We start from the raw sequence: 22708 nt of genomic DNA, 5'->3' as shown, positions 1-22708 counted from the left end.
GTCAATGAGGCTATTACTACCGCAAAAAGCAATCAAAGGGATTCTTCTGATGCAGGAAGCCCGTCTTTTTTGTAACAGAAAAACAAGAAAAAAAAGTAATGAATTCGTATATCAACCAGGACGAATCGTGAAACAAAAAATGAAAATAAACCTGAAAATCCCCCTTATCGCAATCGTGTTTATAGGCTTTCATAGCTGTAAGACACTGAAAAATACTACACTTTATGAAAGTGATGATCTGAGGGTTGAAAAACTGACAAACCACACTTTCCGACACATATCCTATCTCTCAACAGAGGATTTTGGTAAAGTAAGTTGCAATGGAATGATCGTCATTGACGATAACGAAGCTTTAATTTTTGATACTCCTACTAATGATCGTGTATCCAGAGAATTATTGGATTGGGTGGAGCAAAACCTGGATTGCAAAGTAACCGGTGTCGTTGTTACTCATTTTCATAATGATTGTCTGGGGGGATTAAATACCTTTCATGAAAGGCAAATTCCTTCATACGCCTCAATTAAGACGATTGAATTGGCAAAATCAAATCATGTGCAGACTCCGCAAAGAGGATTTGAAAAAAGTCTGGAACTAAAAGTCGGAGATGAAAAAGTCATCAATGAATTTTTTGGCGAAGGGCATACCATTGATAATATAGTAGCTTATTTTCCGGGTGAAAAAGTCCTGTTTGGCGGGTGTTTGATTAAAGCATCAGGGGCAAATAAAGGATATTTAGGAGATGCAAATACTGGCGAATGGTCAAATACCGTTCAAGCCGTAAAGTCGAAGTATGAAGAGGTCAGAGTAGTTATTCCCGGCCATGGTGATCCCGGCAGTTCAGATTTGTTAAATTATACTATTGAGCTATTTAATTAAAGGCTAACGCTCTGAAATAGTGTGGCATTATGAAAAAAAAACCTACCCCTACCTTACGGGGAATTCTCAGAATCGTATTTATTACGGCAAGTATTGGCTCCTTGTACTTTGTCCCCTGGATTTTGGTAAAGGCCTGGATTTTACCGCTTCCTGATACGGTTCAGGAACAACTGGATGAGGCCATTGGCCATGGATTTGATGGGATGATTGTTTACGTGGATCAGGCGGGGAAGCCACCCGCGTTTTATGCCGCAGGCTGGCACGACCGAAAAAACAAGATCCCTGCTTATCCGCAAGCCTTATTTAAGATTGCCAGCATTACCAAGCTGTATGTCGCTGTTGCTACCACAAAATTAGTCAAAGACGGACGTCTGGATTTGGATAAAACACTCGCGGAGTACTTTCCTGAACTTGCAGGGCGAATTGAATATTCGGAAAAAATCACCCTGAGGATGATGGTACAGCATCGGAGCGGCATCCCCAATTTTGTAGATCATCCGGACTATTGGACAAACCCGCCCAAAAACAAACAAGAAACACTGGAATACGCACTGGATTTACCCGCCGACTTTGAGCCAGGGGAAGATTATGGCTATTCAAATACGAACTATATGTTGATTTCTGACCTCATTGATAAAGTGCTGGGTTATAGCCACCAGCAATATATCAGGGAAGAAATTTTGATCCCTCTCGGCCTGAAGCATACTTTCGGTTCGCTGGGTGAAGTGAATATAGACGATGTGATGAGCGGCTATTATGTCGGTGTTGAGACAGATTTTAAGAATGAAGACACAGGCTTAATGCTCGCTACCGCAGAGGATGTGGGTATATTCCTGAGGGCATTAAATGATGGTTCGGTGTTCAGGGAAGGTGAACAGGAAATCTATTCCTCGATTTATGTGTACGAACATACGGGGCTGCTCCCTGGCTATCAGAGTATTGCAAAGTATCACAAAGACATCGACACAATTGTTATTCAATTTAATAATACAACTAATTTTAATGGCTACGACTGGAATTTGGCGGAAATCATATACAGCCGCATTGTGAAAATCGTGAGAAAGGGGAAAAGCTGAAGAAGAAAAATATCCCCACATTCCTTGTACTACACAAAGCCGTTTCCCCATACGGTAATCTTCACGCCATAAATCCAAAACTGTAAATACAAACCCGCCGGTAATTGCAACAAAATCGTTTTAAATTCTCCCCTTTTTTCTAACTTGACTACCTAAGTAGGTACGATGGCTCATTTCAACTTAAAGTCAGGAGATCTGTTATCTCCGCGCTCAATTCTAATCTGGAGGATAACCCAAATTTCGATTTGGTTTGCAGGTGTTTTTATCCTCTTTAATCTGATATTCCGCCCAACTGTCGGGATTCACTTATTTTGGAATATCCTGATCCCCGTTGCCCCGCTGCTGCTGGTTGTTGGGGTAGGGGTATGGCGGAACATCTGCCCTATGGCGTCATTTGCTTTGTTCCCAAGGCATATGGGTTTTTCAAAAAGGAAAAAACTAACGATGGCCCAAACGGGCAAACTAAACCTGATAGCGGTTATTTTTCTATTGATCATCGTGCCCTTACGCCATGCTATTTTCGACACCAACGGATTGGCTACGGCGATATTGATCATTTCGCTGGGCGTAATTGCCATTACAACCTCCTTCTTTTACGAATGGAAAAGCGCCTGGTGTTCGGGTTTATGCCCGGTTCACCCGGTCGAAAAACTATATGGTTTAAAAAACCGCATTTCCTTGTCCAATGCACATTGCGACCTGTGTCACCGCTGCGTCACCCCCTGTCCTGATACAACCCCGGGCATTCACCCTTTGTCAACAGAAAAGACAAATTACCATCAAATAGCAGGATTCCTGATGGTTGGCGGCTTTCCTGGCTTCGTTTGGGGATGGTTTCATGTTCCTGATTATCCAAAGATTATTGACCCTCTACAGTTTATTACTATTTACCAGTATCCCTTGTTGGGGCTGGTTGTGACAGGTGCTTTATTTTTGGTTTTGAAAAGATTTATACAAAAAAAAGTATTAATCCCAATATTTTCAGCTGCATCGGTTTCCTGCTATTATTGGTTTCGGATACCCGCACTGTTTGGCTTTGGCATTTTCCCCGGTGATGGCATGTTGATTGACTTAAGGGGGACATTACCGGAATGGACTTTAACCATAGCCATTGTTACTACCACCCTTTTCTTTTTTTGGTGGACCGTTGTTCGCAGACAAGATGAAATCAGATGGGTAAGCAGACCCGCTTATGCCGATAAAAAGGGTAGTGCTGTATAATCAAAGAAAAATAACCCATTGATCAATAACTGATAAAATATGGTGCCAGATTTTCGTATCCCTAAAAAAACAGAATTTAGCTTCGGCGCAGGAAAAACTTTCTTTTGTTTACTTCTTGTGTTGGCCATATCCTTTCAAAGAAGTTTTGGGCAGACTTACGCTAAAAATAGGGTTATTATTCTCTCCGACATAGAAGCAGATCCTGACGATACGCAATCTTTAGTTCGGCTATTGTTATATGCCAACCAAATGGACATCAGGGGTTTGGTAGCAACTACTTCTTGTTGGCACCAAACAGAAGTTAATCCAAAGTCTATCGAAAGAGTTCTTCATGCTTATGGCAAAATACAGGCTAATTTGTTGTTGCATGAGAACGGTTTTCCTGAGGAAACATTTCTATTAAATCTTGTCAAAAGCGGATTGCCCAAATATGGAATGACTGGCGTAGGGGATGGGATGGATTCTGAAGGTTCTGATTGGATAATCCAAGAACTGGAAAAAGACGATGAAAGACCCTTGTGGATCTCCGTTTGGGGTGGTGCAAACACATTGGCACAAGCGCTTCATAGAATTAAGACTACCAGGAGTAAAAAAGTAACGGAACAGCTAATTTCAAAATTGCGGGTTTATACCATTTCTGATCAGGATGATAGTGGCATTTGGATTCGAAATAATTTCCCAAAATTATTTTACATCGTTTCTCCTGGTGATGATTATGGCAGTGCGACCTGGACAGGTATTAATCATGTGATCAAAGGCATAGATAATACCACCATCAGCAATGCGTGGTTGTTGCGACATATCCAACAAGGTCATGGACCGCTTGGTGAAGTCTATCCGGATGTTTCCTGGGGGGTAGAAGGCGATACACCCTCGTTTTTATCCTTAATCCCCAATGGATTAAATGATTCAGAACACCCGGAATGGGGCGGCTGGGGTGGTCGCTATGAATATTACAAACCTGACTTTTCAAAAGTCAAAGATGGAAGCTCCATTGTCGAAATTGCACCAGAAACACGACCCATCTGGACAAATGCCGTGGATGTTTATTCACCATATATTCCCAATGAATATGGACGTTCCGTAAGAAAAGATACGACAACATTCACTGGTTATAAAGAGACCTTATGGCGTTGGAGAGACGATTTTCAACATGATTTTGCGGCTCGAATGGATTGGTGCACGCAATCTTTTGAAGAGGCCAACCATCCGCCGGTTCCTGTCCTAACACATCCTGATAGAATAACGGTTAAATCTGGTGAAGGATTTTGTTTAGATGCGTTGGATTCTCATGATCCGGATGGCGACAATCTTAGTTTTCTGTGGTTTCCCTACCTCGAAGCAGGTACCTATAAAGGTGAGTTTCAATTGGGGCAACCCGAAAATGCTCATTTGGTATATGGAACAGCGCCTGAAGTGGATAAAGAAGAAACTATTCACATCATCCTAAGAGTCAGCGACAAGGGTACCCCATCTTTATCACGCTATAAAAGAATTATCATCAAAATAGTCCCATGATAAGAAGTGGACAATAAATGGATTTACAGAACGAAATGGAGCAAATCAGGCACGTAATCAAACAAATGATTCGTATTTCGGAGTCTGAACTCAACGAATTACTCAGCCAGACATTTTCAAAGACGTTTAAGCGGCAAGAGGTTGTGAGCCAGCCTGAGGCCATTCCAAACGAAATTTTCTTTATCAATCAAGGTCTTATCCGCGTAATCATCACCGATAATAAAGGCGTGGAACATACCCTGCATTTTGCCCTGGAAAATCAGTTTATCGCGGACTATTCCTGTTTTATCCTCCAAAAACCTTCACTTTATACCTTGCAGACAGTTGAACAAACTGAGGTGGTGGTGCTTCCCCGGTCAGCCATTGAATGGGGGTATCAGTATTTGACTGAGGGCCAGAAACTGGGGCGCCTGATTGCGGAGTTTTATTTTATCTATCAGGATGACCGTATTAAAAATATGTATGCAAGAACGCCCAAACAGCGGTACGACAGCATTACACAGGTTTTCCCCAACATCCACAACCGCGTTCCCCAACATATGATCGCTTCTTATCTGGGCATTACTTCTGTTCATTTAAGCCGGTTAAAAAAATCGGTTTCCTAAAAAGTATAAACATTTGTTAACGATTTGAAGCTGAAGGCCTTTGCATTTTTGTAGGGTAATATTAACACCGATACATCATGCAATTATCAGCGAAGGAAGTAAAAAGATTAAAGCATAAATACGGGGAATGGGCGGTTGTAACCGGCGCATCTTCGGGCATCGGACTGGAAATAGCCCGGCAACTGGCCTTTTGCAACTTCAACCTTGTGATCGTCGCAAGAAATTACGAAAAACTCAAAGAAGTGGAATCAGCTATTTTGGCAAAACATTCCGTCAGGATTATTGTCATTGCCTCAGATGTTTCGCAATCAGGGGGTATCGATGAGATAATTAAAGCAACCCAACATTTGAATATTGGCTTATTGGTGAATGCCGCAGGTTTTGGGAGTTCGGGTTTGTTTTTAGATACTTCTGTCCATGCGGAGACAAATATGTTGCGAACCAATTGCGAATCGGTATTGCAATTAACCCATTATTTCGCTCAGAAATTTAAGCAGCAAAAGCGCGGCGGCATTATTCTCTTTAGCTCAATTGTTGCCTTTCAGGGAGTGCCCTATTCAGCCAATTATGCCGCTACCAAGGCGTATATTCAATCTCTGGCGGAGGCCCTTTCAATAGAACTAAAACCTTTTGGCATTGATGTGCTTTCGGCTGCCCCCGGCCCCGTGTATAGCGGTTTTGCAAAAAGAGCCAATATGAACATGGGAATGGCGCAAACACCTGAACAGGTGGGGGTGCCAATTCTAAAAGCCCTGGGGAAAAAGAAAACCGTATTTCCGGGAAACCTGACGAAATTTTTGGTTTATTCACTTCAATTATTGCCAAGATGGGGAAAGATCCTTGTAATGAAACAAATCATGTATGGGATGAGCCGTCAAAACGAAGGAGGAAAATAAAAGAATAACTCCAACCACCCTGATAAACAGCTATTTTGCAAAAATGCAATCGGAAATAGGAAGTATTCCTTTATGAAATGAATCCATTTTTATTGAGTCCCGTAGACGTGATTTTGTAAGTATGGAATGATAGTTGAATTCTAATTAGCATTTACATGCTTTTTGTATTCGTGTAGTAAAGGCAGACTAAAATGGACAAGCTGGAATTTGTCATAGATACAATAGATGTAGGCACCTATCTATTCAGGCAGGCTAAAATTTTAATTAATAATACCGAGCTGACTGAAATAGTGCAAGACTACGAGCTCATTCTGTTTTCACATATTGAAAGGGAACGTATTACAGAGTCATATAGTTATCGTTCTTCTAAAGATTTGCTGAAAATGTTGGAGTATTCAGATTACGCTAGTCGGGATCGACGTAAATACCTCAGTGAAAATTATATAGAAGAATCCTATGATTCCAATATAATGATCATTTTACAGTGCCAGTGTAGACACCTATATTGTTCCCCCCTGTATATGCGGGTTAAGCTTGAAGGCGAAAAGGTGTTGTGGACAGACTTTAGTATTAAATATCCATGTGAAGATGTCAAACCCCTCTGGGATTATTCTGCCTTAGGGCAATTTGAATTCGATAAATCGGATTACGTTCAACAATTAGCAAAATTAAGGATGGGAATCGGAAGGGAAAGGTTAAAAACGAAAATAAAAAATAAAAAGAACAAGAATCAGAATCGGGGCAAGAACAAGTGGAGATTTTGGTGAGGAATGTTAATAGACATTGGATTGGTCCATGAGTATATTTTGCAAGAAAGGTTATATTGGTCTATCTTATTCCCCATTGACGATTATTAACCTCTCCTCAGAATGAAATACCTAAGCTTGTTGTTTTTCTTTTTGACCTGTGCAATGGCAACACAGGGGCAAGTCCAGGGCCTGCCTGATAATGTAGTGATGACTTCCTCCAGGGAAAAAACCCATGTGACTACAAATGAAAATGGGGAATTACTGGTAAATGTTTCGTTCAGGGATTATCGAAAATTTGTAAACAAAGGGTGGGTTCGTTATAGCGACTTCGGTGCCAGCGGTGATGGCAAAACCGATGACATAGACGCGATCGCTGCAACTCACGCCTTCGCCAACCAACACGGCCTTTCTGTAAAAGCAGACCATGCAGCCACATACTATATTGGCCGAAAAGAACGCACAGCGGTTATCCAGACTGATACCGACTTCGGCACAGCGGCTTTCATTATTGACGATACCGATGTCCAAAACCGCAATGCATCTGTTTTTATCGTCAGTTCCAATCTGCAACCTTTCAACCTGGAGGGAATCGCTTCCCTGAAGAGAAATCAGCCGAAAATCAACGCTTCACTGCCGGCAAACTGCCTGATCACTGTCGCTGATTCCAACGTAAAACGCTATATCCGCTTCGGGCCAAACCAAAACAACGGATCTCCGCAAACAGATATTTTTGTCGTAGATAAAAACGGCCATGTGGATATGGACGCGCCAATCATCTGGGACTTTGACCAGATCACGGAAATCACCGCTCTTCCCATTGATGAGAAGAATCTGACAATCACCGGAGGGCGCTTTACCACCATCGCCAACCAGGCAGAATCAAAATACACGTATTATAGCCGAAATATCGCAATCCGCCGCTCCAATGTGCTGGTAGAAGGGCTGGAGCATCGCATCACCGGTGAAGGAGATCAGGGGGCACCCTATGGCGGCTTCATCCGTATCAGTGACTGCGCCTACGTAACGGTGAAAAATACCATCCTCACCGGACATAAAACGTACAGTACCATCGGCTCGGCGCAGAGACCCGTCTCCATGGGGAGTTACGACATTTTAATCAACCGTGCGGTTAATATCTCGTTTGAGAACTGTAGCCAGACCAATGATATCAAAGACAATATGTACTGGGGAATCATGGGTTCCAACTACTGCAAAAACCTGCTGTATGACCATTGTACTTTTTCCCGCTTCGATGCACATATGGGGGTTGCAAATGCTGCCATCCGCAACTCTACGCTGGGACATATGGGAATCAATGCCATTGGCACCGGTATCTTAACCGTCGAAAATTGCACCATCTACGGCAGAAACCTCATCAACCTCCGCGACGATTACGGCAGTACGTGGCAAGGTGAATTTTTTATCCGGAATTGCGTTTTTGTGCCTGCCGGCGGAAGACCGGTCAGGGCGAGCCTGATCGGTGGTTCTAATTCCGGGCAGCATGATTTTGGCTACACCTGTTATATGCCGGAACGTATCAGCATTGAAAATCTTCAAATCGACGATTCCAATCATCCGGAAGATTACCAGGGCCCCGCAATTTTTGCCAATTTCAATCCACAAATGACGGATAGCTCTTACCACGAGACGTTTCCCTTTGTCAGAACCCGGGAGGTTATTCTCCGGAATGTGACCACTGCCAGTGGCAAGGCATTAAGACTCAGTGACAACCCTTTCCTGTTCAGGGATGTGAAGGTCGATTCCGATTAATGTGCGCAGTAAACTTAATGCACCTGAGTAAATGGATTTGCCAGAGATCATTTTCACGCCATTACTTCCCGCACTACCTTCCCATGTACATCAGTGAGCCGGTAACGTCTCCCCTGATGTTTGAAAGTGAGCCGCTCATGGTCCACACCCAGCAAGTGCAGTAAAGTGGCCTGAAAGTCGTGAACATGAACAGGATTTTGGATAATGTTGTAGCCAAACTCGTCTGTTTCTCCATAAGAAAACCCTTTTTTGACGCCGCCACCGGCCATCCATAAGGTAAAACAGCGGGGATGATGGTCCCTGCCATAGTCAGTTTTGGTGAGTTTACCCTGCGAATAGTTTGTGCGGCCAAACTCTCCACCCCAGATTACCAGTGTATCATCGAGTAATCCCCGCTGTTTCAAATCCATCACCAACGCTGCCGATGCCTGATCGGTTTGTTTTGCCTCTGCACGTATTCCTGCAGGCAATCCCCCGTGGTGATCCCAGTCCTGATGATAGAGTTGAATGAACTTCACCCCCCGCTCTGCCAGCCGGCGGGCCAGGAGGCAATTGGCTGCAAATGTCCCTGGATTGCGGGCGTCTGGTCCGTATAGGTCGAATACGCTTTCCGGTTCGCCGGAAAGATCCATCACCTCCGGCACGGAGGTCTGCATCCGAAAGGCCATCTCGTACTGTGCGATGCGACTGCTCAATTCGGGATCTTCCTGCTTTTCCATTTCGAGCTCATGCATCTGTTTCAGATAGTCAAGCATTTCTCTCCGGTCGCTCATATCAAATCCGGCAGGATTATTCAGGTACAAAACGGGCTCATTCCCAGAACGGAACTGTACGCCCTGATGCCTGGAAGGTAAAAATCCATTTCCCCACAAACGGGCGTAAAGTGGCTGGCCGCCTTTATTTTTTGTTACCAACACGATAAACGATGGCAGATTTTCATTGTCTGTACCCAAACCATAACTCAGCCACGAGCCAATACTGGGCCGCCCGTCGATCTGCGAGCCAGTCTGAAAAAAGGTAATGGCCGGGTCGTGGTTGATTGCCTCTGTGTACATCGACTTAATGAAACAAAGTTCATCGGCAATTTTCGCTGTATGTGGCATCAGTTCGCTGACCCAGGCACCTGATTTTCCATGCTGCTGAAAGGCAAATTGTGCTCCGGCAAGTGGAAGCGAGGTCTGGCCCGAACTCATACCCGTCAGTCGCTGTCCCTGTCGCACAGAATCGGGCAGCTGCTCTCCGTTCATTTTCTGAAGCAGGGGTTTGTGGTCAAATAATTCCAACTGAGAAGGGCCGCCGCTTTGAAAAAGGTAAATGACTCGTTTTACCCTGGGCGGAAAATGGGGCGAAGAAAGGATACCGCCGGAGGAGGGCGCAAGTGCGATTTCTTTATCCTTTCCCCAGACAGAGCCTGCGCCCAGAAGCGAACTTAGTGCCACTGCGCCAAGTCCCAGGCTGGTGCGGGTAAGAAAGTCTCTGCGACTGTATTTGGGGTCAAAATGATTGCAGGACATAATATTTTCTTTTGTTTTTTATAGCTATCGCTCCATTTGTGAAGCGTCAAAATTCATAATTGTGGTTGTCACAAGCGTCATAGCCGCAATGGCTTCCTGTTCGGACAAAGAATCTGCCGGAAATTCTCCGGTTTGGAGCAATCCTTCTGCTTTTTGTGGATTCTGCCGATATTTCATCAGATTTTTATCAAACATATCTTTCAGCAGTGCCAACTCTTTTTCTGAGGGTTTTCGCGAGGTAAGCCTTCGAAATGCAGCCGAGATGGCTTCTGTGGGCACAGGATTTTCGTGCAGCACCTTAGCTGCGAGGACGCGTGCCGGCTCCAGAAACTGAGGATCATTCATCAGCACCAGCGCTTGCAAGGGGGTGGTGGTCTTTTGCCTTCTTACGACACAGTAGGACCGATTGGGTGCGTCAAATGTATTCATCAGCGGAGGGGGAATGGTGCGTTTCAGGAAGGTATACAAGCTTCTTCTGTAAAGGTCTTCCCCATGGCTTTGCTGATAGCCACCCGCCATCCGGTTAAAATCCCACAACCCGTCGGGTTGGTAGGGTCTGACCGGTGGTCCGCCCATTTTATCTGTCAGCAGACCGCTGGCCGCCAGTGCCTGGTCGCGCAACATTTCGGCTGTAAGCCGGGACTTAGGACCACGTGCAAGCAATAGATTGTCGGGGTCTTTTTCCCGCAAAATTTCATCAGCATGAGACTGTTGGCGGTAAGTTGCAGACATAACCATTTTCCGTTGAATAGCCTTTATGTCCCAACCCGAATCCATAAACTCCCGCGCCAGCCAGTCCAGCAGTTCGGGATGTGAAGGTAATTTACCCTGGCTGCCAAAATCTTCTGCCGTAACGACGATTCCCCTGCCAAAAAACAATTGCCAGTAGCGGTTGACAGTTACCCTTGCCGGGAGGGGATTTTGCGGATCAAACAACCATTTGGCCAGTCCAAGGCGGTTGGGCGCTTCTTTTGGGTCAAATGCCTTTATGGCAGCTGGTGTATGGGGTAAAAGCGAATCGGTGTGGGCGTCGTATGCGCCTCTTGCGAGAAGATAGGTCTGGCGGGGGGGATTCATTTCTCCCATGACCATAATTTCCTGCACTTCTTCCACCGCCTGCACTTCCTTCCGTCTGATGCGGGCAAGGGAATCAGCCATTGTCTGGTAGCCAGGGTCATGGTTTTGAAGGAAATATTCGAAAAGAGCGGGTTTCGTTTCTTCGTTGTATGTGGTAAATACCTGGGGTTTCCCTTCATATAAGGCCCTTATTTCCGCCGGGCTCAGCGCCCTGCCAAATACGGCGATGTCGTCCACGCTCCCGTTTGAAAGACCGCGGGAGCGCCATCTGGCACCGACTTTCAGATACGTATCGATATATCCACCCCCAGGGGTCGATGGGTGAAAAACAATGTCTTTGACCAGATGATCGCGGGTGGTTTCCATCGGCATTTCTTGCCCGTCAAGATATAGTTTTACCCCGGCAGCCCGGGACGAACCATCATACGTGAGCATAAGATGAAACCATTGGTTGCGGGGGAAGTCAGTTTTTGACAGAAGCTGGATCGCATTCGAGGGAAAGTCATGGGCCAGCCGCACGTCGAGCCGATGATTTTCGACTGAAACCTGATATCCTTTGAAGGTGTACAATGCTGCGCCTTTGTTTCCGTGGAAGATTACCCCTTCTTTCAGTTCTGCCGGAATGTTTACCCAAAGCCCCACGGAAAACGGCTCCGAACGGCTAAACCGCCCGACACCGGGAAAGGTAAGGGCATTGTCGCCGCTGAGTTTCAGCCCGTTTCCATGTTTGCCTTTTACGGTGATGACTGGTTCTATGGCAATACGGTCTGTAACCGGATCGGTAATTTTACCCGGCAGGGAGGGGTTGATTTTGTTGGGAATTCTTTCATTGGTAGCATTCTCCAGTGGGAATTCAGCCATTTGGCCTTTCGGCGCAGCCGGTATAGATACTGGTTTTTCACGGTCAAACCATTTTTCAAACATCGCCAGTTGGTTCTGTTTGTATGTGGCAATAGCTTCTTCCTGTTGGGTTACCTGCCGGCGGATAAAAGCGATTTGATCTTCCTTTTCCTGATCTGCCAGCAGCATGACGGGTCCGGGCATATCGCTGGTATTCCAGGTGATCTGACCAGCTTCGGGGACATTATTGAAGAAGCTGAACAGACCGTAGAATTCCTTCTGAGAAATGGGGTCATATTTATGATCGTGGCAGCGGGCACACTGCATGGTAAGCCCGAGGAAGGCGGTGGCAAAAGTCTGGGTACGGTCGGCGACATATTCTACCCGAAATTCTTCCTGTACAATGCCCCCTTCAGCATTTTGGGCGTGGTTGCGGTTAAATCCCGTGGCAAGAAGCTGCTCGCGGGAGGGATTGGGGAAAAGATCGCCGGCGAGCTGCCAGGATACAAACTGGTCGTAAGGCATATTGGCGTTGAGCGAACGGATCACCCAATCTCTCCACGGCCAGTGCGGGCGGTAGTAATCAGCCTGATAGCCGTGAGTGTCGGCATAACGCGCAAGGTCAAGCCATTCTACGGCCATCTGTTCTCCGTACCGGGGAGAAGCGAAAAGGCGATCGACAACTTTTTCGTAAGCCTCCGGAGAATCATCTGCGAGAAAGGCGTCAATTTCGGCGACTGTCGGAGGCAAGCCAGTAAGATCGAAGGTGATTCGGCGAAGAAGGGTTTCTTTGTCTGCCTGGGGGGAAGGCTGAATGTTTTCTTTTTCAAGTTTTGCGAGTACAAACCGGTCAATTTCGTTTACCGGCCAGGCGGTATTTTTGACAGAGGGGATCGGGTGTTTTTCGGGCGGAATAAATGCCCAGTGGTTTTTCCATTTGGCACCTTGCCGGATCCATTTTGCAATGGTCGCTACTTCTTCAGGCGTGACAGTCAGGTTGGATTCTGGCGGAGGCATCTGAAACTCAGGATCGGTGCTGACCATACGTTGCACAACCATACTGCGACCGACGTCGCCGGGCACAATCGGGAAATGAGTGTTGAGGCTGTCAAGTGCAGCAAAAGCACCTTCCTCCGTATCGAGTCGAAGGTCTGCTTTCCGGGAGTTTTTGTCAGGTCCGTGGCAGGCAAAACACCGGTCAGAAAGAATGGGCCTGACATGCAGGTTAAAATCAATTTTGTCAGGCAACGACTTTTCTGCGGAAACCACATCAGCGGGAAGCGGTTGCCCACAACTGTAAAACAAAGCAGTAAGCAGCGTAAAAAAAGCAAGCAGGAGGTACTTCATACGGAAATAAAAGCTTTCAGGGTAAATTACATATTCCCCTGCAAAACTCCGATTCTCTACCCGGGAAATCGCTGTCCCCTGAAAAATGGCGCCCGACCAGTTATGATAAATATCATACCTTTTTCCGGAGGAGTCACCCCGGTACATGACTCCTGTCATACTTACTATTATCCAGTGATATTAATTTTCGATAATTAAAAGTCATCGTCATGACCATCATTGTATTTGGTTTACCGGGATCGGGCAAATCTACATTTGCGGAGGCATTAGCAGGAAAAATTTCTGCTACCTATATCAGCAGTGATCAGGTCAGACTAAACTTTATACAAATAGACAGGTACAGCGGATCTGCGAAATATCAGGTCTATGAGGAGATGAAAGCGCTGACTATTGATGCACTGAATAAAGAAGAGAACGTGGTAGTTGATGCCACTTTCTACCGGGAGTATCTCAGAGATTGGTTTACGCTGGGGCTGCCGGGAAAAATTTACTTTATAGAGATTTTTGCTGACGAATCCGTCATTCGATCGAGGATCACAACCAAAAGGCGCTATTCAGAGGCTGATTTTGATGTTTATCTGAAAATTAAATCATCATTTGAGCCGATGCAAAAACCACATCTAACACTGAATTCCGGTCTTTTAACCCTAAATGAAATGTTGAACTACGCGGAAGCGCACTTATTACAACAATGTTATGGATCAAATTCAGATAAACCGGTTAATCGCCGATAAAGCATTCTCAGATACCGCAAAAAATCCGGAGCTGATAGAGACTCATATATCATGGGTAATACTGACAGATCATTATGCCTACAAAATCAAAAAGCCGGTTCAATACAGCTTTCTTGATTTTTCAACACTAAAAAACCGGGCTTATTTTACCCGCAGAGAGCTTTTGCTCAATTCCCGTCTGTCAGAAGGGGTTTATCTCAAAAGAGTACCGATCTGGGAGCTCTCCGGCAGCTACTCGATGGAAGACAATGGTGGTGAAATTGTGGACTGGGCGGTGATGATGCGGCGGATGAGTAAGGAAAAGCAGATGAATCACATGCTCCGTGAAGGCAAAGTTACCCATCAGCATATCGACGAACTGGCAGAAAAACTCGCCACATTTCATAAGGACACAAAAGTCAATTTTGTCCCACAGTCTTTGTACAATCTTAAGCTGGATTTTAACGATATTCTTTCCTACCGTGAGACGGCTTTGTCAATCTCATTAGAAGCTGCCAAAACCATTGATCGGGCGATCAATACTTCCAACCGTTTTCTTCTCGAACATCAGCGCGATTTTCGCGTGAGAGTAGATAAAGGGTACGTCAGAGATTGCCATGGAGATCTTCATACGGGTAATATTTTCCTCGAATCCCCGCCAGTAATTTTCGATTGTATTGAATTTAACGATGCGTGGAGACAAACCGATATCCTGGACGAAGTAGGTTTCCTGTGTATGGACCTGGAAGCTTCCGGAGCCGACGATCTGAGTGCCTATTTCCTGCAGGCTTATCTGAATCACGTGCATGCTTTTGGTTCGCCCCAGGATGAAGCGCTGCTGATTTATTACAAACTATACAGAGCCAATGTGCGGATGAAAGTATTACTGCTGGAATTCGCCAAAAATAAACTGCAGGAAGACAGTTTAAACGCTATTCAAAATATGATTGGAACGTATGTGGCAATCATCAATCGCTACATCTCACAGCTCTCTACACCATCAACCATTCGGGCACAGGCATCCTGATGAAGAATGATAATCCTTAGCATTATGAAAACTCTATTGATCCCTAACGACTTTTCCACTACCGCGATGCATGCGTTACAGTATGCGGTTCCTTTTGCCAAACAGCTCGGAGCTAAAATTGTATTATTCCACTCCCATCCGCTGGCTGATTACTATGCAGAAGCGCCGGCTTACATGATTATCGAAAAAACCGAAACGATTAAAAAGGTCGCTCTCAGCCGTTTAGGTAAGATTCGGGATTCCCTTTTGGAAAAAGATCCTGATCTTCAGATAGAAACCGTTGTGCGGCAGGGACCTTTTCAACGTGAACTCCAGAGCTATTTAGCCGAGTATCCTGTAGAATGGGTGATCATGGGCACTAAAGGCGCTCAGGGTATCCGGAAGATTTTTATGGGAACCCAAACGGCGAAAGTTATTGGGCGGACATCCTGCCCGGTACTCGCAATTCCCGAAAACAGTGATTTTAAAGGAATCCGCGATATCCTCTATACCACCAATTTTGAAGATGAAACCGAGGGTATCCTTCAGCAGATCTCCACGCTTGCCACAACTTTTAATGCGAAAGTGCATATCCTGCACATTTCCCCAACGGAAGATGAGGCTACACAAGAGATCTTTGACTGGTATAAGGATGTCATCCGGGAGTTTATTCCCGAGGAGTTTACCGCTTTCCATACGATGATGAACCCTGATATTGACGAGGGCATTCAGGCTTATGTGGATTCTATTAAACCTGACTTACTGGTCATGTCCACCCGCCGGAGAAACTGGAAAGAATATCTGATTGAAGGCAGCCATACACAAAAAATGGCTTTCCATACTTATGTGCCTCTGCTGGCACTTCATGCTGAAGCTTTTGAGCTCGAAACCAAAAAGACCGAAGTATAACTACTATTTCTTCTCACAATAAGGCTGGAGCAATCTCCGGCCTTTTTTTTTGCTGATGCTGATTGAAAAAAAATGGATTTCTTTCAACCAACAGGTGATTTTTGAATCATTGGTTAGTAAAATAAACTTTCTGAATATGCTCAATAAATTAAAAGGAAAACCAATCTGGTATATTGCCTGGGCAATCAGTGTAGCGATATGTGCGGTTTATTACCTTGTCAAATTCTTTTTCTTTGAGGTATCCCCGGCAGATCGGCTGGTCGAGGTCTACGTGTTTGCTTCTGTGTTGATCGACTTATTTGTATTGCCGAAAACAGCGGCAAGATAAAGGCAGTACAATCACAAAGGTTTGGAATACGGAGTTCCTGTTCCTATATTGACTCTGTATCAAACGCTTTGGAATGAATCACTCTGTCAATTGCCCTTTGGGGCGAAAAAATTTTTTTGCCAGCGTATCTGTTGTTTTGGGTTTTTTAATTCACTCATTTTCAGCCTTTTCACAATACGACTCCACCCTCACATTCAGCCTGGGATATTATGGCAATAACCTCTGGAATCCGGGCTTTTCTTTTGATACAGATTATACCTTCCGTGAAACTAAGGCTGACGACGATAAGAGTAGGTCTTATCTCAAACAGCTATCTGCACAGGTAAAACTTGCAGGATATGCCGATCCCAATATTTACCAGGCCCGATTTGTACAGGCCGGATTTCGATACCGCAAGATCAAACCCCGCGGGTTTTATTGTATGTTGGGAATAAGTCCGCTGGGGCTTTACCGCTCCTTTTTGCCCGAAACCTACCAGGTGTCTTCAAAAGGCGATGTTACGAAGATAACGATTCCGGGACGCTGGTACTTCGCACCCGAAGTCAGCGCAGGACTTGGTAAAGTCACATCCATTCAGAATCCCACTGGCGTGTATGCCCACATTCATTTGATGGTGCTCATGCCTTACAATACTTATGTTTTGCCTTTGTTAAATGTTGAATTGGGATATCAGTTTGCTATAAAATTTCGCCGAAAATGAAGATTACTCACTACTCCATATATATCCTGTTTCTGTGTATTATGCTCCTGGTCTCCTGTGCGAAAGAAGACCCGGATATGCTGAGTGATACGATTTATGTCAGCCATGAAGGTGCCGATATGCCTGCTTATATCCACGGCAATGCATCTGAAAAAGTTTTTCTCCTCGTCGTCCACGGAGCGGGGAGTCTTGGACTTGGTTTTCGCACCGGAGCTTTCACCGCCGAACTGGAAAAACGCTATGCGGTGGTTTATTGGGATCAGCGGGGCCAGGGAATGTCTCAGGGGCATTACAGCCAACCTGATGATGTGATTGATCTCATGGCCAAAGATTTGCTGGCGCTGGTCGCAGTACTCCGGCACAAGTATGGCGAAGACATCAAACTCTTTATGATGGGACATAGCTGGGGCGGTGCGTTGAGTGCAGCCGTTTTGGTCGATCCGGTAAATCAGCCTCTGTTCAAAGGCTGGATCGAAGTAGATGGCGCCCATGATTTTCAATTTGCCGGAACTGCCCGCCGCCAGTTGTTGCTTTCAATTGTAGAGGAACAGATTTTATTGGGATATGAGCCCGATACATGGGAGGAAATTTACAAGGAGGTCTCTAACCTGGATTCTCTGTCAGACGATGATTATGCACCCATGCTGGACCAGGCACAGGCGGTCGTTTCTCTCCTCGTCGAATCCGGGGCAGTGGAGCCGTCGGGTGTTTCTTCTGAAGAGCTCTACCGCATTGTGATTGACAACAACCCCATCAACTGGAAAGTATCAGCGCTTTTCAATAGACCCTTTATTTACGCCAGAGATATCGGTTATTCTGTGACCCAGGAACTCTTTAATATCCGGATACCCACCCTGCTTTTATGGGGGAAATACGATATCAGTGTGCCCCCTGTATTGGGATATGACGCACTAAGGCGACTGGGGACTTTAGATAAAAAACTGGTAATATTTGATCGGTCCGTGCATCACCCCTATGATACGGAGCCGGATAAGTTTGCAGAAGAAGTCATTCAGTTTATTGACCGGTTGAAGTAACGCAAATACCAACCTGTATCGTCAGAATGGTTATATCTGCCCCGTGAATTTTACCAGGGGTGATACGGTTAATATTCCAGACTAACACAATAACCCGTATATTTTATTTCTTCATTTTTTACAATATATTGAAGTGACTTTGTGTGGTAAATCCGTCTTACATTCAGTAAGCTGGTAAAAGATGGCTATTTATCTGCACCAGTTGTTTCGGAATAGTCTACTATTAACCTAATTATACTTGCAAAATGAAGAAGTTACTCGCAGAATTTATCGGCACACTCTGGCTCGTACTGGGCGGTTGTGGAAGTGCTGTTTTGGCAGCAGCATACCCTGAACTGGGTATCGGTTTTGTGGGCGTATCACTCGCCTTCGGCCTTACCGTTCTTACGATGGCTTATGCTATCGGTCATATTTCCGGATGTCATCTCAACCCTGCGGTATCTGTCGGTCTGTGGATGGGCGGAAGGTTTGACCAGAAAGACCTCCTTCCCTATATCGGCGCACAGGTATTAGGCGCAATTGCCGGAGCGGGTATTCTGTTTGTCATTGCCAGTGGAAAACCCGGATTTGAGCTGGGAGGATTTGCTGCCAATGGTTATGGTGAGCATTCGCCCGGTGGTTACAGCATGGTGGCGGCATTGGTTACCGAAGTGGTTATGACTTTTATGTTTTTGATGATCATTTTGGGAACTACCCATTCGAATGCTTCCGCAGGTATGGCAGGTATGGCTATTGGTTTGGGACTGACGCTGATTCACCTGATCAGTATTCCTGTTACCAATACTTCTGTCAACCCTGCCAGAAGTACCAGTCAGGCGTTATTTGCCGGTGGCTGGGCAATTGGGCAGTTGTGGCTTTTCTGGGTAGCTCCGATCGTAGGGGCGATTTTGGCGGGACTGGTCTATAAGTACCTGGCGCCTGAAACAAAAAAATAAAGAAAATTGCTGCGTGCAGATATCGTTAAAGGTATCTGCACGCAGATTTTTTCAAATTTACTTCTCTTTTTCCAGGGTAGAAAGGGTGAGTTTTCTCCCGATATCTATGATCGCCTGCAACATAAGATCTAAATCAGAATAGGTTGTTTTGTGATTGACGATACAAACGCGTATGCAGTATTTGCCATTCAAAATGGTAGATGAGGGGGAGGCAATCCCTTGTTCCTGAAGTTGAATAATGAGCTCTTTATTAAGTTTATTGATTTGTGCAGGGTTTAGCGCGGAATCTGTATACTGAAAGCAGGCAATGCTCAGATTTACGGGTGCTAAAAGCTGCAGGTTGGGGTGTTGTGAGATTTTACCGGCGAGATAAGTGGCCTGGGCATTGTCTTTGGCAATGAGTTCTGCATATCGCTGAATCCCGTGTTCTTTTACCACCATCCATACTTTCAGTGCCTTAAAGCTTCGGGACAATTCAAATCCGTAATTGTTGATGGAGTCAGGGCCTCCCGCCAATCCTCTGTCTGACTGCAACAAGTAGTTGGGCGTAATAGCAAAAGAGTTTCTGTGTGCCCGTGCATCTCTGACCAGCAGGCATCCCAGTTCGTAAGGTACATGAAGCCATTTGTGCAGATCAAAAGCTACGCTGTCTGCCTGTTCGATAAATTTTAGTCTTTCGGCGCAATTCGGGTCAATTTTGGCCAGTGCGCCATAGGCTCCATCTACATGGAACCACAATTTATACTTTTTGCATATCGCATATATTTCCTCCAAAGGATCAATTGCGCCTGTATTCACTGTACCTGCTGTGCCGACCACACAGAAAGGTGTCAGCCCCGCCGAAAGATCATCTTCAATAGCGCGGACCAATCGCTCCATATCCATTTCAAAATGATCATTGACGGGAATATGCCGCACGGCGTCTGTCCCTATACCGATGATTTCGGCGGCTTTGGTGATGCAGCTATGGGTTTCTGAAGAGCAGTACAGGACTAGGGAAACATCTGCATTTTTGAGGCCCAGTTTTCTGATATTGATTCCTGTCTGGGCGTTTCGTGCGACGGTAAGTCCGGTAATATTGGCCATAGACCCCCCGCTCAGCAAGATGCCTGAGGCTTCGGCGGGATAGTTGAGCATTTGTTTGCACCAGTCCACCACCTGCTGGTCGACATACATAGCAGCATGTTCGCCAATAGTGACATTGGGATTCATGGCAGAAGCCAGCATATCGCTGAGTGCCCCAAGTGGTGTGCCGGTTCCCTGTATCCAGGAAAAAAAACGCGGGTGAATATTTCCTTTGGGGTAGGGGAGAATGAAATCTTTAAACTCCTGATAAACCGCCGCCGCATCAGTAGGCTGTTGGGGTAAATCCTGCCGGAAATGCGATTTGACTTCTTCCGGCACAGGTTTCCAGCTGGGTTGGTCTCTGATTCCTTCGAGGAAATCCATCATATCTTCGATCATCTGGTGACCGAGTGCCCGCATGTGAGACCAGTCATGAGGTTCAAGGCTTTGGGGAGAATAAGGGAGAGTATCAGAGGGCATTCGTAGATTTTTATTCACGAAAGATAGGGAATCGTGAAATGAAAAGTACTTCCTTTTCCGGGGATTGACTCTACCCAGATTTCGCCTTTGTGAATTTGAATGATTTTTTTGCAGTTGGCCAGCCCGATTCCGTTACCTTCGTAGTTGGTCCGGCTTTCCAGCCGCTGAAAAATATTGAATATTTTTTTAAAGTAAACCGGATTGATTCCAATCCCATTATCCTTTACCGAGAATTGCCAGATATTCTCGACTTTCGTTGCGTAAATCTGAATTCTCGGCCTGACACCTTCTTTTTGAAACTTGATGGCATTGACAATGAGGTTTTGAAATACCTTGCGGATTTCATTTTCGTAAACATTCAGCATTGGCATTTCAGAAATCTGGATGTCAGCATCTGAGGTGGAGATTATAATATGGAGATCGGCAATGGCATCCTGAATTACTTTTTTAATATCTACATACGCCAGATTCGAATTGTGCCCGAGTCGCGAAAAATCCAGGAGTGATTGGATCAGGTTACTCATCCTTCTTGCCGCATTGTTTACAGAATGAAGATATTTTAGGCCATCGTTGCCCAACAGATCCTTGTAATCTTCTTCGAATATCTTCATATAATTGGAAACCGTTCGCAGCGGTTCCTGAAGGTCGTGTGAAGCCACATAAGCAAACTGTTCTAGCTCGCGGTTTGCAATCGTAAGCTTCTCTGTACGTTCGATCACCCTTTGCTCAAGTTCTTCATTTAACCTTTTGATTTCTTCTTCAGCTCTTTTCCGGCTATCAATATCCTGAAAGCTGCCATAAATTCTCACACATTTACCATCGACAAACTCTGTCTCACCAATCGTTCGTATCCATCGTTCATTGTTTTTAGCGGTAATAATTTGTAATTCAACATCCCACGGTTTTCCCGTTTCAATGGCTTCATTGACTTTTTGAGTGATAAGCGCTCGCGACTTGCCCTCTTTATAAAAATTAATTCCTGAATCAAGATCAGGTATAAAGTCAAGTCCAGTTTCGTGAATTTCCCTCGTGATGTCGCTCCAATACACCTTTCCTTTGATCATATCTACTTCCCAGCCCCCAATACGCGCGAGTTTATTGGCTTTATTTAGCAAGTCTTCCAATTCTTTGCGAGAGGTAATGTCCCGGAAATTATCAACTATTCCATTAATATCCGGATCATCCAATAGGTTGGTAATGTTAGCTTCCAGCCACCTCCATGTACCATCTTTATGCCGGGTACGTGAAGTATGGCCGGGAATAGTTATCCCCGGGTATTCCAGAACCGTTTTCATTTTTGCATAAACCCCCTCTATATCATCTGGGTGAATGATTTCAAATAGATTAAGATTCATGGCTTCCTCTTCCGTATAGCCAAGTATTTTGGTAACAGAGGAGGAGGTATAGGTTGGCACTCCATCGGCGCCTAATATGACGACACAATCGGCACCATTTTCTATTAGTGAACGAAAACGTTTTTCATTTTTGATTACTTCTTCGGTTTGTGCTTTGACACGGCGTTCCAGTTCTTCATTTAACCTGTTTAATTCATTTTCTGCCTTTTTCCGCTCGGTAATATCTCTTACCAGAATAAGGCTGCCGGTTATTTGACCATTGGGGTCTTTAAGCCTGGATGCTGTGGTCAGAACATATACAGGGCGTCCTGATTTTGTGTGATAAATAACCTCTCCCTGCCAATAATCCTTTTGAGCAAATGATTCGAGGATTTGCTCTCTGTTCTGGTCTGTATAAATAACCTTTAAAATCTCCGCTGTTGTTTTTCCGATTACTTCTTCCGCCTTCCATTCCAACAGATTTTCCGCGACATGATTCCAACGTGTAATGACCGCATGGACGTCTGTCGTAATCACCAGATCCTGAATATTGTCGACTATGCTGGCAAGGAAATTGGCGTGCTCCAGCTTTTCAGATAATTCGGCAATCAGTTTATCTTTCTCGTCTTGCATAATTTCATCCGCCATATTTTGGGTATTTATGTCAGGGATGGTTCAAATATACAGAAAGCAAAAAAGAAATCTTATCCG

Annotated in this window: 19 protein-coding genes; 15 read left to right on the top strand and 4 right to left on the bottom strand. The window is 45.1% G+C overall.

The genetic code is table 11. The annotated features are described in order from the left end of the window. The first annotated feature begins 139 nt into the window (after positions 1–139). From bla to R3D00_23890, 8 genes are all read left to right on the top strand, one after another. Positions 140–877, top strand: coding sequence for a subclass B1 metallo-beta-lactamase (gene bla, locus R3D00_23925; GenBank protein ID MEZ4776244.1), 738 nt, complete (start codon positions 140–142; stop codon positions 875–877). A gap of 29 nt (positions 878–906) precedes the next feature. Next, positions 907–1953: a serine hydrolase domain-containing protein gene (locus R3D00_23920; GenBank protein ID MEZ4776243.1), complete on the top strand. Its 1047-nt coding sequence runs from the start codon at positions 907–909 to the stop codon at positions 1951–1953. A 384-nt stretch (positions 1954–2337) separates the two neighbouring features. Beyond that, positions 2338–3174 carry a hypothetical protein gene (locus R3D00_23915; GenBank protein MEZ4776242.1) on the top strand — a complete coding sequence of 279 codons (837 nt, stop codon included), beginning with the start codon at positions 2338–2340 and terminating at the stop codon, positions 3172–3174. Positions 3175–3213: 39 nt separating this feature from the next. Further along, the gene (locus R3D00_23910) at positions 3214–4692 is read left to right on the top strand and encodes a DUF1593 domain-containing protein (protein MEZ4776241.1); all 1479 of its coding nucleotides are present in this window, start codon (positions 3214–3216) and stop codon (positions 4690–4692) included. A gap of 17 nt (positions 4693–4709) precedes the next feature. Next, a complete protein-coding gene (locus tag R3D00_23905) occupies positions 4710–5297 on the top strand; it encodes a Crp/Fnr family transcriptional regulator (GenBank protein ID MEZ4776240.1) in 588 nt (195 codons plus the stop codon). A gap of 77 nt (positions 5298–5374) precedes the next feature. Continuing rightward, positions 5375–6193, top strand: a complete 819-nt coding sequence (locus tag R3D00_23900; GenBank protein ID MEZ4776239.1) for an SDR family NAD(P)-dependent oxidoreductase — start codon at positions 5375–5377, stop codon at positions 6191–6193. Between the two features lie 191 nt (positions 6194–6384). Further along, a complete protein-coding gene (locus R3D00_23895) occupies positions 6385–6960 on the top strand; it encodes a hypothetical protein (GenBank protein ID MEZ4776238.1) in 576 nt (191 codons plus the stop codon). Between the two features lie 102 nt (positions 6961–7062). Next, a complete protein-coding gene (locus tag R3D00_23890) occupies positions 7063–8712 on the top strand; it encodes a hypothetical protein (protein MEZ4776237.1) in 1650 nt (549 codons plus the stop codon). A gap of 53 nt (positions 8713–8765) precedes the next feature. Here R3D00_23890 and R3D00_23885 read toward each other — a convergent pair whose 3' ends face one another. Continuing rightward, entirely contained in the window at positions 8766–10226 is a 1461-nt protein-coding gene (locus R3D00_23885) for a DUF1501 domain-containing protein (GenBank protein ID MEZ4776236.1), read from the bottom strand. Positions 10227–10250: 24 nt separating this feature from the next. Beyond that, complete coding sequence (locus R3D00_23880) at positions 10251–13649, bottom strand: DUF1553 domain-containing protein (GenBank protein MEZ4776235.1); 3399 nt, start codon at positions 13647–13649, stop codon at positions 10251–10253. A gap of 50 nt (positions 13650–13699) precedes the next feature. Here R3D00_23880 and R3D00_23875 point away from each other — a divergent pair, with 50 nt between their 5' ends. The 7 genes from R3D00_23875 (at position 13700) to aqpZ (ending at position 19118) form a co-directional block, all read left to right on the top strand. Further along, positions 13700–14224: an ATP-binding protein gene (locus R3D00_23875; GenBank protein ID MEZ4776234.1), complete on the top strand. Its 525-nt coding sequence runs from the start codon at positions 13700–13702 to the stop codon at positions 14222–14224. Further along, on the top strand, positions 14187–15230 hold the full coding sequence (locus R3D00_23870; GenBank protein ID MEZ4776233.1) for a hypothetical protein: 1044 nt from the start codon (positions 14187–14189) through the stop codon (positions 15228–15230). Before R3D00_23875 ends, R3D00_23870 begins: the two co-directional genes overlap by 38 nt. A gap of 24 nt (positions 15231–15254) precedes the next feature. Beyond that, a complete protein-coding gene (locus tag R3D00_23865; GenBank protein ID MEZ4776232.1) occupies positions 15255–16118 on the top strand; it encodes a universal stress protein in 864 nt (287 codons plus the stop codon). A gap of 136 nt (positions 16119–16254) precedes the next feature. After that, on the top strand, positions 16255–16446 hold the full coding sequence (locus tag R3D00_23860; GenBank protein MEZ4776231.1) for a hypothetical protein: 192 nt from the start codon (positions 16255–16257) through the stop codon (positions 16444–16446). A 73-nt stretch (positions 16447–16519) separates the two neighbouring features. Next, positions 16520–17146 carry a hypothetical protein gene (locus R3D00_23855; GenBank protein MEZ4776230.1) on the top strand — a complete coding sequence of 209 codons (627 nt, stop codon included), beginning with the start codon at positions 16520–16522 and terminating at the stop codon, positions 17144–17146. After that, positions 17143–18183 carry an alpha/beta hydrolase gene (locus R3D00_23850; protein ID MEZ4776229.1) on the top strand — a complete coding sequence of 347 codons (1041 nt, stop codon included), beginning with the start codon at positions 17143–17145 and terminating at the stop codon, positions 18181–18183. The genes R3D00_23855 and R3D00_23850 overlap by 4 nt, the downstream gene beginning before the upstream one ends. Positions 18184–18428: 245 nt before the next feature. After that, positions 18429–19118 carry an aquaporin Z gene (aqpZ, locus tag R3D00_23845; GenBank protein ID MEZ4776228.1) on the top strand — a complete coding sequence of 230 codons (690 nt, stop codon included), beginning with the start codon at positions 18429–18431 and terminating at the stop codon, positions 19116–19118. Positions 19119–19175: 57 nt separating this feature from the next. On the opposite strand, the gene R3D00_23840 is transcribed toward aqpZ, so the two are convergent. Together R3D00_23840 and R3D00_23835 are read right to left on the bottom strand one after the other, a co-directional pair. Next, a complete protein-coding gene (locus R3D00_23840) occupies positions 19176–20663 on the bottom strand; it encodes an aminotransferase class V-fold PLP-dependent enzyme (GenBank protein MEZ4776227.1) in 1488 nt (495 codons plus the stop codon). A gap of 14 nt (positions 20664–20677) precedes the next feature. Continuing rightward, positions 20678–22645 carry a PAS domain S-box protein gene (locus tag R3D00_23835; GenBank protein ID MEZ4776226.1) on the bottom strand — a complete coding sequence of 656 codons (1968 nt, stop codon included), beginning with the start codon at positions 22643–22645 and terminating at the stop codon, positions 20678–20680. Positions 22646–22708 lie beyond the last annotated feature (63 nt).

The sequence above is a fragment of the Bacteroidia bacterium genome, from assembly GCA_041391665.1.
Lineage (GTDB): Bacteria > Bacteroidota > Bacteroidia > J057 > J057 > JAGQVA01.
This window is presented reverse-complemented; position numbering and strand designations above follow the sequence as displayed.

Bases quoted from the DNA above. Each gene is read 5' to 3' on its own strand.
- bla (MEZ4776244.1), top strand. From the start codon at position 140: ATGAAAATAAACCTGAAAATCCCCCTTATCGCAATCGTGTTTATAGGC.
- R3D00_23920 (MEZ4776243.1), top strand. From the start codon at position 907: ATGAAAAAAAAACCTACCCCTACCTTACGGGGAATTCTCAGAATCGTA.
- R3D00_23915 (MEZ4776242.1), top strand. From the start codon at position 2,338: ATGGCGTCATTTGCTTTGTTCCCAAGGCATATGGGTTTTTCAAAAAGG.
- R3D00_23910 (MEZ4776241.1), top strand. From the start codon at position 3,214: ATGGTGCCAGATTTTCGTATCCCTAAAAAAACAGAATTTAGCTTCGGC.
- R3D00_23905 (MEZ4776240.1), top strand. From the start codon at position 4,710: ATGGATTTACAGAACGAAATGGAGCAAATCAGGCACGTAATCAAACAA.
- R3D00_23900 (MEZ4776239.1), top strand. From the start codon at position 5,375: ATGCAATTATCAGCGAAGGAAGTAAAAAGATTAAAGCATAAATACGGG.
- R3D00_23895 (MEZ4776238.1), top strand. From the start codon at position 6,385: ATGGACAAGCTGGAATTTGTCATAGATACAATAGATGTAGGCACCTAT.
- R3D00_23890 (MEZ4776237.1), top strand. From the start codon at position 7,063: ATGAAATACCTAAGCTTGTTGTTTTTCTTTTTGACCTGTGCAATGGCA.
- R3D00_23885 (MEZ4776236.1), bottom strand. From the start codon at position 10,226: ATGTCCTGCAATCATTTTGACCCCAAATACAGTCGCAGAGACTTTCTT.
- R3D00_23880 (MEZ4776235.1), bottom strand. From the start codon at position 13,649: ATGACAGGAGTCATGTACCGGGGTGACTCCTCCGGAAAAAGGTATGAT.
- R3D00_23875 (MEZ4776234.1), top strand. From the start codon at position 13,700: ATGACCATCATTGTATTTGGTTTACCGGGATCGGGCAAATCTACATTT.
- R3D00_23870 (MEZ4776233.1), top strand. From the start codon at position 14,187: ATGGATCAAATTCAGATAAACCGGTTAATCGCCGATAAAGCATTCTCA.
- R3D00_23865 (MEZ4776232.1), top strand. From the start codon at position 15,255: ATGAAAACTCTATTGATCCCTAACGACTTTTCCACTACCGCGATGCAT.
- R3D00_23860 (MEZ4776231.1), top strand. From the start codon at position 16,255: ATGCTCAATAAATTAAAAGGAAAACCAATCTGGTATATTGCCTGGGCA.
- R3D00_23855 (MEZ4776230.1), top strand. From the start codon at position 16,520: ATGAATCACTCTGTCAATTGCCCTTTGGGGCGAAAAAATTTTTTTGCC.
- R3D00_23850 (MEZ4776229.1), top strand. From the start codon at position 17,143: ATGAAGATTACTCACTACTCCATATATATCCTGTTTCTGTGTATTATG.
- aqpZ (MEZ4776228.1), top strand. From the start codon at position 18,429: ATGAAGAAGTTACTCGCAGAATTTATCGGCACACTCTGGCTCGTACTG.
- R3D00_23840 (MEZ4776227.1), bottom strand. From the start codon at position 20,663: ATGCCCTCTGATACTCTCCCTTATTCTCCCCAAAGCCTTGAACCTCAT.
- R3D00_23835 (MEZ4776226.1), bottom strand. From the start codon at position 22,645: ATGGCGGATGAAATTATGCAAGACGAGAAAGATAAACTGATTGCCGAA.